Here is a 13159-nt window from a genome sequence, read left to right on the forward strand (position 1 = left end):
TCTTTCTTCATACTGTGTAAAATTTAAAATTAATAAAAAAATATCGGGGGTCATGACCCCCGATATTTTCTATTTACACAGTTTATGAGATGCTACCGTATAAAAATGTATTTTTAGTGTTCATATAACTAATTGTAGTGCATTTGAAGACCAATGAAAAAATACCTCCCCATAATTATAGCTCTTTCCGTTGTCAAATTAACAATTCAGTTGTTGGGAAACAGGAATTATGGTTTCCATCGGGACGAATTACTTCATCTGTCGGTCAGTGAACACCTCGATTGGGGATTTATGGAATTTCCACCTTTCATCGCATTGCTTGGTAAAATTTCCTATTGGCTTTTTGATTATTCATTAATGGGAATGAGACTTTTTCCAACATTGGCAGGCGTAGCGATACTCATTTTATGTTGTCTTATTGCAAAAGAACTTGGGGGAAAATCAAAAGCGGTTTTACTTTCAGGGATATGCATACTTGCTTTCCTTCCTTTTTATCGAAACCACACCTTGTTCCAACCCGTGGCATTCGACCAGCTTTTCTGGACATTAGGGTTTTACTTTGCCATAAAGTTTATAAACTCACAAAACAAAAAACACCTAATTCTTTTGGGAATAACTTTAGGTCTGGGGTTGATGAATAAATACACCATATTAGTTTGGGCTTTTGGAATCTTTATCGGTTTACTTTTCTATCAAAAAGGAAACGTTTTTAAAAATAAATGGGCCTATATCTCGGCATTGATTTCATTACTGATTTTTTTGCCTAATATTATTTGGCAAGGACAAAACGGTTTCCCGCTTTTAAAGCATTTACAGGCTCTTAATGATAATCAATTAGATGGAATCAACCCGTTGGATTTTGGATTGGAGCAATTGAATTTTCCCTTTACGTTGATTATTAGTCTTTTTGGCTTAATCGCATTTATGACTGGAAAAAATTTAAAGAAATACAGGGCAGTTGGAATAGCTTCTTTGGTTATTTTTTGTACGATGTGGCTGCTCAATTCCAAAGCCTATTATGTATTTGGAATTTATCCCGTTTTGTTTGCAGGTGGAGCGGTAAAAATGGAATCCCTTCTTCACAAAAAACCAAATTGGGTTTACGCAGTGGCTGCAATTGTTTTAATCCCATCCATACCCTTTATCCCCGAGGCCACGCCTATTCTGTCAATCGAAAAATTTGTAGACTACACGGGGAAAAAAGAAAAAAATGGCAGAATAGAATTGACGGGGGATTATGCTGATATGTTCGGGTGGGAAGAACAGGTAAAATCAGTTGATAGTGTTTATCATGCATTATCGGAAAAAGAACGGGAAAACGTTGTAATATGGGCCGAAAATTATGGAGAAGCCGGAGCCATTCAGGTTTTGGGGAATGAATACAGCCTTCCCAATCCAATTAGCAGGCACGGAAGTTTTTGGCTATGGGGTTATGGCAATAAAAATGCAGATGTTTGGATAAGCATTGGAAATGAAAAAGCGTCTGTTGAGCACGTTTTTAAAGATGTGAATCTGGTAAAAATAATCACTCATAAATATGCAATTGGGGAAGAAAATGGGATTCCTCTTTACATTTGTCGTAACCCAAAAGTAGATATAGAGAAATGGTGGAAAGATTATAAAGAACATATATTTGACTGAAAGAAAAACACACTACAACAATTTGAACAAATGAACTTTCCTAGAATAATAACCGAACGACTATTGTTGCGAAGACTGAAACCATCGGACTGGGAAATGATTTCCTATTTACGTTCTGATAAAAAAGTTAATGAATTTGTGAAAAGACCAAGTGCCAAATCAAAAGAAAAAGCATTAGAATTTATTTCAAAAATCAATTGTGGAGTTGACAATCGGAATCTTTATTATTGGACAATAACTGAAAAGAATAATAGCGAAATGATTGGAAGCATCTGTCTATGGAATTTTTCAGGTGACCAAAGATCAGCAGAAGTCGGATACGATTTAAATCCTAAATTCCAAAGAAAAGGAATAATGAATGAGTCTTTGAAAAGAGTAGTAGAATTTGGATTTAAAGAACTAAACCTGGACTTGATTGAGGCATACACTCATAAAAAAAATGAGCGTTCGAAAAAATTACTGGAAAGAAATGGATTTGCACTTGTCAAAAACAAAAAAGATGAACATAATCGGGACAATGTAATTTATGGAATTAAAAAAGAAAGCAGTTGAAAACATCTGATTTTTAAACTAATGACAGGAACATGACATCTATATGTCGGGGGAAAAGCAGGCAGTATTGGATACATTTGCTTCATTAATTAAAATCTAAATTCATGGACAATCAATCACTTTCCGAAAGACTAAAGTATCAACGAAAAATTAAAGGGTTTTCTCAAGAAGAATTATCCCAAAGAACAAATGTTACCGTACGCACAATTCAACGTATAGAAAAAGCAGAAGTCAACCCCCACTTAAACACCATAAAATTACTAGCAGCTGCATTGGACATTGAAGTAAACGAGTTACTCCCTTTAGACAATCCCAAAGAAGAAACCATAAAGAAAAAATGGCTGTTATTGTTGCACGCAACTCCTTTGTTAGGGATTTTTATACCATTGTGCAATGTTCTTCTCCCACTTTTTCTTTGGATCCATAAAAGAGAAGACAATCCAATTTACGACAGGCATGGTGTAAAGGTTATCAACTTTCAGATTACAGCACTGCTACTTGCTGTTTTAGCATTTATAAGTTTGCTAACCATTGAAAAATGGGGGTTCTTAATATTTATCGCTACGGTACCTATTTGTATAGGTATTATAATCTTCAATATCATTTTTGTGCTTCGAAAAGAAAAGTGCTATTACCCCCTATCAATTCCATTTTTAAAATTCAAGCAAGAACACTCTTTAAAAACAATCGCTTTACTTATAGTAATGTTTGCTTTTAGCAATTGTACCATTAGAACTGATCAAAAAATAGAACGCATAGATGGTAGTCTTATTTCAAAAGATTCAATAACACAAAAAATCACCCAATTAACAAATGATGCCAATGTGCAAGGTATGGCAGTTGCTATTTTCAATGATAAGCAAGCTATGTATCAACATATCGTTGGATATAAAGACTTTCCCAAAAAGTTAACCTTAACCGATTCCACAAATATTTACGGAGCTTCCTTAAGTAAAGCCGTTTTTAGTATATTGGTTATGAAACTAGTGGAAGATAATGTAATTGATTTGGATACACCTCTAGAGTCCTACCTGCCAAAGAAAATATATGAATATAAACCATTAACGCGCTGGCATGATGATTACTCTGATCTAAAAGCAGACAGTCTATACCATAAAATAACAGCTAGAATGTGTTTGGCCCATACTACTGGGTTTGTAAACTGGAGATTTATAGAACCGGACAAAAAATTGAGAGTTCATAATATTCCGGGCACAAAATATAACTACAGTGGTGAAGGTTTTGTTTATCTACAAGTTGTATTGGAAAAAATAACAGGCAAAGGACTGGAACAACTTGCACAAGAAATTATCTTCAATCCACTACAAATGGAAAACTCTTCTTATGAATGGAAATCGAAATTTGAAAAAGATTTTGCTTACGGACATAAAAAAAATGGAGATACTTATATTAAAGACATCGATAATGAACCCAGAGGAGGAAGTACCTTAGAAACTACAGTAAGTGATTATATCAAGTTTTTAACTGCTGTACTTAATCAGGAAATTATTAGTAAAAGTTCATATAATGAAATTTTCAGTCCACAGATTAAAATCCATTCATTAACACAGTTTAATGAAGGTGCAAAATTAACTACCGATAAATATAATGATATCAAATTGAGTTATGGGCTTGGCTGGGGCTGCCTGGAAACACCCTATGGCAAAGGTGTCTTTAAGGGAGGTCATGGTAATGGATTTCAGCACTATTCCATCCTTTTCCCGGAATCAGGTATAGGAATTTTAATTATGAGTAATTCTGATAATGCTGAAGGCATTTATAAAGAATTGCTGGAATACACTATCGCAGACAAATATATGCCTTGGGAGTGGCTAAATTATATACCATATAAATAATGGAAACTACGCCCACCTCCGTATAAAAATAATTACTACATTTTGGTTCAGTCAAAGTTGGTTGCGGTTTTACTACATCTGATCTTCCTATGGAATATCCTCGGGCATCAAACCGCAACTATTCTTATATAAACTCGTAGGCTTCCCAAAAATTAGGACATATTCTCCAAAATATACTCCCTTCTTATCTTTTGATTAATGCTTTTCAGAACCTGTTCAATGATTTTTTCTGATTCCTTGTTTTTATTGCTCTTTAATATCTCGGCTTTGACCAAGGATAAATATATATGCTCGTTAGGCAGTTCTTTTTCTACAGTATCCAACAATTCCTTGGCCTCCCCTACTCTTTGTACTTTACTCAGACAATAGCAAAGGTTTAATTTTGTAATGGGCGAATGAGAAAGTGAAAGCAATAACCGGTACAGCTTAATGATCTCATTCCAATGCTCCATATTCCTATTGGCAACCGTCATGTGTCTGCTAGTAATCAGAGCTTCAACATAGTACTTATTCAATTTTGAAGGTTTGCCCAAATAGTGGAACCCGAGCTTTATAAATTCCTTATTCCAATTCGATTTATCCTGATCAAAGAAAGAAATGATTTTATCGTCTTTGACCTTAGACGGGATTCTTGCAAGGTGAAAACAAAATAAGGCCAGAAGGCTTTTTGTGGTTTGTTTCTCAAATTTATCTGACAACATTTTAGCAAGTGCCAATGATTCCAGGCACAAGTCTTCATTGATGATAGATTTGAGTTTGTCATTGAACGAATCAAATCCAATATTAAAAACTGCATATAAGATTTCTTCTACAATTGCTATTTCATCTTCGGATATTTGATCGAAAACCAATTCGAAATCCGTGTCTTTAGCATGCCGAAAATCCTTTTTTGCCCTACCTATACTCTTGTAAATGGCTTCTTGGGATAATAAGGTACAATCACTGATCTCTTTGATATGGAGACCAAATATGTTTTTTAATATAAACAGTACTTTTACTTTGGGAGATACCCTTTTGGTCCTACATAAAAACAGGATCGTTTTCAGTCTTAAATCCTCCTTCGGATTTTCTGCTCTTTCCTTTGCTTTATATTGAAAATCAGAATTCAGGATTTCTTTTTTCTTAATCTGGTTTAGAATATCATTACGGGCTACAATAAAAAACCAGTTTAACTTATTGTCAGGTATTTGATCCGGTTTCCAGCTCTTTAGTGATTTATAAAATGAATTTTGAATAGCATCCTCTATTTCACTTACATAAGCTGTACCGAACTGACTTAACAAGGCAGAGAATAATTTTCCATAAAAAGTCCTGAAACTCAATTCAACCAGTAAAGATACCTTATCCTTCATACTCCATAATGGGTCTTATTTCTGTGGTTCCGCCCCATAAATGACAAGGACAAGCTTTAGCTATATCAATAATTGAATCAAGATCTTTGGCCTGAAGCAGGTAGTACCCCCCTATCATCTCTTTTGATTCTATAAATGTTCCATCTTTAACAACACAGTCCTTTCCGGAAATCTGAACGCTATTTTCCTCCAGCCCGTCCCCAGAAATCATATGTCCGGATTCAGCCAGTTGGTTTGCCCAAGCCATATGAGCACCTATTAATTCCTCCATTTCCTTTGGAGAAAGTTTTTGCATTTTACTAATGTCTTCGTGAAGCAGTAATAAATATTTTTTCATTGTTAAAAGTTTTAATTCATTATAAAGACATCATCAGCTACCAGATTTGGACATTTTTCAGTGAAAATTTATTATTTCGTCTAAAGTTAGGACAATATTTTATGGAAAATAAAACTACAACAACAATTTAAAAATTGTCATCATAAAAACGCTAAGCTTATGATGGTACCCCTACCCTCTTTACTTTGTATTTGTATTTTGCCTTTATGAAGTAACATAATTTGCTTACATAAACTAAGGCCTATTCCGCTTCCACTCTTTTTAGTGCTAAAAAAGGGAACAAATACATTATCTATTATTTCCTCGGGGATTCCTTTTCCGTTATCGGAGACTTTAATGATAGTGCTTCCATTAACCTGTTGGAATGCAAAAACCTCAATTTTAGAATCGCTTATATTTTCGCAGGCATCAACAGCATTTAGAATAAGGTTGATTAACACTTGTTCTATTAAATAGGAGTCGATTTCTAACTCCAGTTCCTGAGGCTCTATTGTATATTCCATAAGTACTCCTTTGGCTTGTATGGATGGATGCATCAGCCTGTTTATATTCTGGAATAATTCATGGGCTTTGATCTGTTGAAGGTTTAATTGGGTGATTTTATTTAAGGATCGGTAAGTTTTGGCAAACTTCATTAGCCCCTCACTCCTTTTTTGAATACTTTCAATACCTTCATACAGGTCTTCTGTAACCATGAGGGACTGTTTAGGATTATCAATGGTTTCTTGAATGTTCCCTTTTAAGGTTTCAGCCAGAGAGGTTATGGGCGCAATGGAATTCATGATCTCGTGGGTCATCACGCTTAAAAGCTTCTTCCATGCTTCCGATTCATTTTTATTCAGGGTATCCTCTATGTTTTGGAGTACCACCAGCTTATAGGAATCAGCATCAATATTAAAAATGGAGCTCGAGACCAACATTTTGTTTTTTTCATTTTCTATGTCAATGGTTATGGACTCTTCTTTGGCATGATTTGTTTTGAAAAGAACGTTGAACAGTTCTTTTTTCCTGCTCTGAATAAAACTGATGTTTTTAATGGAAGGAATGTTTAGCGATTCCTTTAAGGATTCATTCATCCATAAGATCTTACCTGTTTTGGTATTGTACGCTATGATACCTACCTGAACGACCTCCAGTATCTTTTGCAGGTATAAATACTGAGTCTCCTTTTCGGTATTGATCTCCTTTATGGTCCGGTTGACCTCATTAAATCCAACGTGTAGCTTTTGGATATCTTTTGAGCCATGCTTTTCAGAATACCAGCGAGAGAAATCCCTGTATTTAACAGCTTCAAAAAAGTCGTCAATTTCTATAAATCTTTTAATGGTGAACCTATAGAGCTGGTATGCAGATATTATACTAAGCAATAAAGCACCTACTATGGCATAGGTGTTAGGAATAGTTATGGCATAGGTCAGTAGGACTAAAAATATAAATAGTATGACAATTCTTAAGGCAAATGCAATTTTGTACTTTCTATAAATCATACTTATTGAGTCTTCTGTACAGTGCAGTTCTGGTAATTCCTAATTCCTTGGCTGATTTGGAAATATTCCCATTGTTCTTCTCTATGACCTTTAAAATGGTCTTCTTCTCTACGGTTTCTAAACTAAAGTCCGTACTAGTTGATGTACTTTGATGTTTTTCAATGGGAGAAAATGTGAGATCCTCTGCAGTCAGGGTTTGGTTCTCAGCCATAATCACAGCCCTTTCCAGAGCATATTGAAGCTCTCTCACATTTCCGGGAAAGGTGTAGTTTTTTAATTTATCCAAAAAATCTTCCCCTAGTATAAGTTCATCTTTAAAGTATTTCTCCTGATAAAGACTCAAAAAATACCGGCTTAAGAGTTTAATATCATTACCGCGGTCTCTCAATGGAGGAATGGTTAGTTCTACCGTGTTTATTCGGTAGATCAAATCCTTACGAAACTTATCCTCATCTGCCAGGGAAGAGAGTTCCAAATTGGTAGCACATATCAGCCGAATATCAATAGGAACTGATTCGTTAGATCCCAATGGGGTAATATGCCTGTTTTGAAGTACGGTAAGTAGTCTTGCTTGTTGCTGCAAAGAAATATTGCCTATCTCATCCAGAAACAGTGTTCCTCCTGAGGCGATTTCAAATCTCCCCTTTCGGTCCTCCCGGGCGTCAGTAAAGGCTCCTTTTTTATAGCCGAAGAGTTCACTTTCAAAAAGTGAGGAAGTTAAGGCGCCTACATCTACTTTGACAAAAGGTTTGTCTTTTCGTGGGGAGTTGTCATGGATGGCTCTGGCTATAAGGTCTTTTCCGGTTCCGTTTTCACCGAGAATCAAGATATTGGCATCTGTAGGAGCGACTTTTTGGAGCTTGTAGAACACCTCTTTCATCACCGCGCTCTCCCCAATTATTTTACCGGCATCGGTTTTAAAAGACTTAGGTCTGGATTTTTCGCTTCTTTTTTTTTCGACCAGCTCCTGCAGGGTTTTGATGATTCGGTCATTTTCCCAGGGTTTTACGATAAAGTCAGAAGCGCCTTCTTTTAATGATCGTATCGCCAAATCGATATCTCCATAGGCTGTGATCAGCACTACATCGGTTTTAGAATTCAGTTGCTTGATCTTCTTCAGCCAATAAATCCCTTCATTTCCGGTATTGACAAGCCCGTTGAAATTCATATCCAAAATGACAATATCAAAACTGTTTTTTTCTATTAAGGAAACAATATTATTGGGATTTTTCTCTACGGTGACTTCCTTTGCCTTTGATTTCAATAATAGACGTAAAGCGGTCAATACATCCGTATCATCATCGATTACTAATATTTTGGCGTCCTTCAAATACATAGTTATACAATATTACGTTTTTTTCAGCCTTGCTAAAAAAAGATGTGATCCTAATTTTCTTTAGAGGAATAGTGTTGCGGATTCGTACACAAAGTGTATCAAAAGCGAACACCCAAGCTTACTTTAATCAATGTAAATGGTTGATAATAAAGGATGTAGTTTTTTGGCACGGTAATGCTATTCCCCCTGTCGTAAAATGTTATTGTTTTTATGGATATACCCTTAAAAAAGAAAAGATTCAACACTCAACGTATCCTGCTCATTGCGGGAAGTGTTCTTCTACTAGCTCTTATTGTATTTGTTATTATCTCCTCTACGGGAGCCTCTAAGTTAAACGTAGACCGTGAGCGCATCACCATTAGTGAGGCTACCCAAGGGGTATTCCAGGAAAATATTCCAGTAAATGGTCTTGTACTTCCCATTACCACTATTTATTTAGATGCCATAGAAGGGGGACGGGTGGAAGAGAAATTTGTTGAAGACGGGGCTATGATGAAACAAGGGGAACCTATTCTTCGTCTTTCTAATACGGATTTGGAGTTAAGTCTGGTCAATCAAGAAACGGCAGTGTATAATTTACTGACGCAAATGCAGATTCAGCAAAACTCGGCACGACAAAACACCATCAATAGATTAAACCAATTAACCGATGTAAAGAATAATTTTATAGAAGCCGAACGGGTTTATAAATTGAACCAAAGGCTTTATGACAAGGATGCCATAGGGCGTCAGGATTTGATAGAATCCGAAAACAACTATAACCATCAAAAGCAACGCATGGATTTAGCCCAGCAGGTCGTAAAGCAGGATTCCCTGTCCACCGAACAGGAATTGTCCCAGGCACAGAGCTCATATCAGCGTACACGAAAAGCATTAGAGCTTATGCGGAAAAAAGTGGAAGATCTGGTAGTCAAAGCTCCGGTGGACGGACAGCTTACTTCTTTGGACGCCGAAATCGGACAGTCTAAAACCAAAGGGGAAAGACTTGGGCAAATCGATGTGCTTAGTGGATTTAAAGTAAGAGTGGAAGTGGACGAGCATTATATTTCTAGGATCTATGCCGGACAATCGGGAACCTTTTCCTTTGATGGAAATGAGTATACCTTAGTTATTAAAAAGGTGTATACCCAGGTGTCCAATGGGCGTTTTCAGGTAGACATGCATTTTCAGGATGAAATTCCGGATGGCATAAGACGTGGACAAACCTTGCAAATCAGAGTGGCTTTAAGTCAGGAAAAACAGGCCCTGATGATCCCAAAGGGAGGATTTTTTCAAAAAACAGGCGGGAACTGGATTTTTAAACTGAACGAAAATGGCAACAGTGCTTATAAACAACCCATACAACTGGGCAACCAGAACACAGAATACTATGAAGTTTTGGATGGACTACAACCGGGAGATAAAGTAATCACCTCCGGATATGATAATTATGGGGACATACAGGAACTTATATTAAATTAAGGAATAAAAACAAGAGTAATCAATAATACTATAATGATAAAGATCACAGATTTAGAAAAATTTTACCGCACAGAAGAAGTTCAGACCATTGCTTTGAATAAACTTTCATTTGAAGTGAAGGAAGGAGAATTTGTAGCCGTTATGGGACCATCCGGTTGTGGCAAATCGACCTTGCTGAATATTCTAGGACTCCTAGATGATTCTGATGGAGGAAGTTTTGTTTTCAACGACATCGAAGTCTCGGGCTTTAACGAACGTAAAAGATCCAATCTTAGAAAACACAACATTGGTTTTGTATTTCAAAGCTTTAACCTCATCGATGAGCTTACGGTGTTTGAAAATGTCGAACTCCCGCTTATTTATACCGGTGTTAAACCGGCAGAACGTAAAAAACGCGTACACGAAGTACTCGAGAAAATGCAAATCATGCATAGGAGGAAGCATTTTCCACAACAACTCTCCGGGGGACAGCAACAGCGTGTGGCAGTAGCCAGGGCGGTGGTCAATAATCCAAAGCTTATCCTTGCCGATGAACCTACCGGAAATCTGGACAGTAGTAACGGAAACGAGGTCATGGACCTTCTCACCGACCTCAACCAACAGGGCACCACCATTATTATGGTGACTCACAGTGAGCACGATGCCAAATTCAGTCACCGGATTATCAGGATGTTGGATGGACAGAAGGTAACAGAGAATGTCCTAGTATAAATAGTGTAAACAAGCTACCATCATGATTAAGCACCATCTCATCCTCTTCCTTCGGAATATCAAAAAAGACAAAAGCACTTTTCTGATCAATTTGATCGGACTCTCAACCGGCCTGGCCTGCGTATTACTCATTTACCTGTGGGTGAATGATGAACTGAATGTTGATACATTTCATGAAAATGACGAGCGATTGTACCAGGTGGTCCAGAATAATGATAATGGGCAGGAAATCCAAACTTCCCCCTATACACCCAATCCATTGGCCACGGCCCTGACAGAGGAAATGCCGGAAGTAGAACTTGCCGCAGCTGTGATACCGTCCCGGTTATGTGCGGACTTTCTTGGGGACTTTGTCCTTTCTGTCAACGGGAAAGAAAAAGTAAAAGCCGCCGGTCAGTTTGCCGAAAAGGATTTTTTCAACGTTTTTTCATATGAATTAACAGAGGGAGATCAGGATCAGGTACTTTCCAACGAAAATTCCATAGTAATTTCTGAAAAATTAGCCCAAAAGTTGTTTGATCATCCCGAAAATGCAATAGGGCAAACCATAGAATGGCAACTGGCAAACTTCAAAAGGCAAGCTACGATTTCAGGGGTTTTTAAAAGAATTCCGGCCAACTCCACTTCTCAGTTTGAATTTGTATTGGACTTCGAACCCTGGTTGGACCTAAGCAGGGAAGTACTTGACGCGGAACCGAATTGGGACAACCAGGCTCCCTCTACCTATTTGGTTCTAAAAGCTGGAACGGATGTACCAAAATTTAATGAAAAGATCAATCATTTCATACAATCAAAAATCGAGGATTCCAATACCGCTTTACTGGCTGTACAGTATTCGAGCCAATATTTGTATGGACATTATGAAAACGGTATACAAACTGGGAGCAGGATAAGATATGTCAGGCTATTTTCTATCATTGCTATTTTTATTCTATTGATCGCTTGTATCAATTTCATGAATTTGACCACAGCCAAGGCTTCGGGCAGGATGAGAGAAATCGGGATAAAAAAGGTGATAGGCGCCGGTCGCAAATCGATTATTTTACAATGTATCGGTGAATCCGTTTTAATGGCGTTGATTTCTATCATTTTGGCACTTCTATTCACCATTCTGTTCTTACCGAAATTTAATGAAATAACGGCCAAGCAACTCACATTGGGTTTTGAAGCTCCTTTCGTCTTATTGGTCATAAGTATTGTCCTGATCACGGGAATATTAGCAGGCGGATATCCCGCATTATATCTTTCTGGATTCAATCCCGTTACCATGTTAAAAGGCAAATTAACCACACCGCTCGGACAACTACTTACCCAAAAAGGGTTGGTCGTTTTTCAATTTGTCATCTCAATAGTTTTGATTGTCGCCGTCACCATAATATATAAACAAATAGGATTCATCCAGTCCAAAAACCTAGGATACAATAAAGACAACATCATTTATTTTGCAAGGGAAGGTGCGATAGCGGAAAGGTCGGAAGCCTTTCTTTCTGAGGTGAGGAACTTATCCGGTGTCACCTACGCATCGGCTATGTCGGGAAATCTCACCGGTGCTTTCGCTAGTACATACGGTGTCAATTGGGATGAAAAAGAACCGGATACCCAGATTACATTCGGTAATTTATCGGCTGATTACGATCTAATCGAAGCATTGGAGATGGAAATGGTAAGCGGTCGGGATTTTTCACATGAATTCGGCGATGAGAATAATAAATTAATATTCAATGAAACTGCAATTAAAATGATGGGCTTCCAGAATCCGGTTGGTAAAATAGTGAACTTATGGGGAGAGGATCGTGAAATTATAGGTGTAGTTAAAGATTTTCATTTCGAATCTTTACATGAAAATGTAAAGCCAATGTTCATTAAATTGGATCCGGATCAAACATTCAAAATAGTGGTTAGAATTCAAGCCGGAAGGGAAAAAGAGACGATTGCAGCAGTGGAGGATATCTACCAGCAATTCAATCCGGGATATCCATTCGATTTTCTATTTATGGATAAAAATTATCAAACATTATATGCTTCTGAGCAACGAGTTTCCATACTCTCCCAATACTTTGCAGGTCTGGCCATTTTGATTTCTTGTCTGGGTTTGTTTGGTTTGGCAGCGCTTTCTACTGAGAGAAGGATAAAAGAGATTGGCATCCGCAAGGTCCTCGGCGCTTCTGTCACCAGTGTGGTAGCCCTGCTTTCTAGGGATTTTATCAAGTTGATTCTTATCGCCATCATCGTCGCAACACCCATTGCCTGGTACGCAATGAACCGGTGGTTACAGGGATTTGCCTACCGGATTGAGTTGCAGTGGTGGATGTTTGTCGGGGCGGGATTGATGGCCGTGGTGATTGCTATGGTGACGGTAAGCGGACAATCCATAAAAGCAGCGACCGCAAACCCTATAAAAAGCTTACGAACCGAGTAAAACCAAA

10 protein-coding genes are annotated in these 13159 nt (G+C 37.5%); 6 read left to right on the plus strand and 4 right to left on the minus strand.

The window, feature by feature from the left end; all coding sequences use genetic code 11:
* The first annotated feature begins 153 nt into the window (after positions 1-153).
* From OOZ15_RS17390 to OOZ15_RS17400, 3 genes are all read left to right on the plus strand, one after another.
* The gene (locus tag OOZ15_RS17390) at positions 154-1641 is read left to right on the plus strand and encodes an ArnT family glycosyltransferase (RefSeq protein WP_265957720.1); all 1488 of its coding nucleotides are present in this window, start codon (positions 154-156) and stop codon (positions 1639-1641) included.
* 30 nt (positions 1642-1671) lie between these two features.
* On the plus strand, positions 1672-2193 hold the full coding sequence (locus OOZ15_RS17395) for a GNAT family N-acetyltransferase (protein ID WP_265957721.1): 522 nt from the start codon (positions 1672-1674) through the stop codon (positions 2191-2193).
* A 104-nt stretch (positions 2194-2297) separates the two neighbouring features.
* Positions 2298-4049 carry a serine hydrolase gene (locus OOZ15_RS17400; RefSeq protein WP_265957722.1) on the plus strand — a complete coding sequence of 584 codons (1752 nt, stop codon included), beginning with the start codon at positions 2298-2300 and terminating at the stop codon, positions 4047-4049.
* Between the two features lie 152 nt (positions 4050-4201).
* Here OOZ15_RS17400 and OOZ15_RS17405 read toward each other — a convergent pair whose 3' ends face one another.
* The 4 genes from OOZ15_RS17405 to OOZ15_RS17420 form a co-directional block, all read right to left on the minus strand.
* The gene (locus tag OOZ15_RS17405; RefSeq protein WP_265957723.1) at positions 4202-5401 is read right to left on the minus strand and encodes a DUF6596 domain-containing protein; all 1200 of its coding nucleotides are present in this window, start codon (positions 5399-5401) and stop codon (positions 4202-4204) included.
* Positions 5391-5738: a YciI family protein gene (locus OOZ15_RS17410; protein WP_265957724.1), complete on the minus strand. Its 348-nt coding sequence runs from the start codon at positions 5736-5738 to the stop codon at positions 5391-5393. Before OOZ15_RS17410 ends, OOZ15_RS17405 begins: the two co-directional genes overlap by 11 nt.
* A 140-nt stretch (positions 5739-5878) precedes the next feature.
* Positions 5879-7225 (minus strand): sensor histidine kinase, encoded by a 1347-nt coding sequence (locus OOZ15_RS17415; protein WP_265957725.1) that lies wholly within the window; start codon positions 7223-7225, stop codon positions 5879-5881.
* The gene (locus tag OOZ15_RS17420) at positions 7215-8561 is read right to left on the minus strand and encodes a sigma-54-dependent transcriptional regulator (protein ID WP_265957726.1); all 1347 of its coding nucleotides are present in this window, start codon (positions 8559-8561) and stop codon (positions 7215-7217) included. Before OOZ15_RS17420 ends, OOZ15_RS17415 begins: the two co-directional genes overlap by 11 nt.
* 210 nt (positions 8562-8771) lie before the next feature.
* Between OOZ15_RS17420 and OOZ15_RS17425 the strand changes: the two genes are divergently transcribed.
* Genes OOZ15_RS17425 through OOZ15_RS17435 form a run of 3 tightly spaced genes read left to right on the plus strand, consistent with a single transcriptional unit; the run spans position 8772 to position 13152 of the window.
* Entirely contained in the window at positions 8772-10022 is a 1251-nt protein-coding gene (locus OOZ15_RS17425; protein WP_265957727.1) for an efflux RND transporter periplasmic adaptor subunit, read from the plus strand.
* 33 nt (positions 10023-10055) lie between these two features.
* A complete protein-coding gene (locus OOZ15_RS17430) occupies positions 10056-10733 on the plus strand; it encodes an ABC transporter ATP-binding protein (protein ID WP_265957728.1) in 678 nt (225 codons plus the stop codon).
* A 22-nt stretch (positions 10734-10755) separates the two neighbouring features.
* Positions 10756-13152, plus strand: coding sequence for an ABC transporter permease (locus OOZ15_RS17435; protein ID WP_265957729.1), 2397 nt, complete (start codon positions 10756-10758; stop codon positions 13150-13152).
* The last annotated feature ends 7 nt before the right edge of the window (positions 13153-13159 follow it).

It is taken from the genome of Galbibacter kalidii (assembly GCF_026241135.1).
Classification (GTDB): domain Bacteria; phylum Bacteroidota; class Bacteroidia; order Flavobacteriales; family Flavobacteriaceae; genus Galbibacter.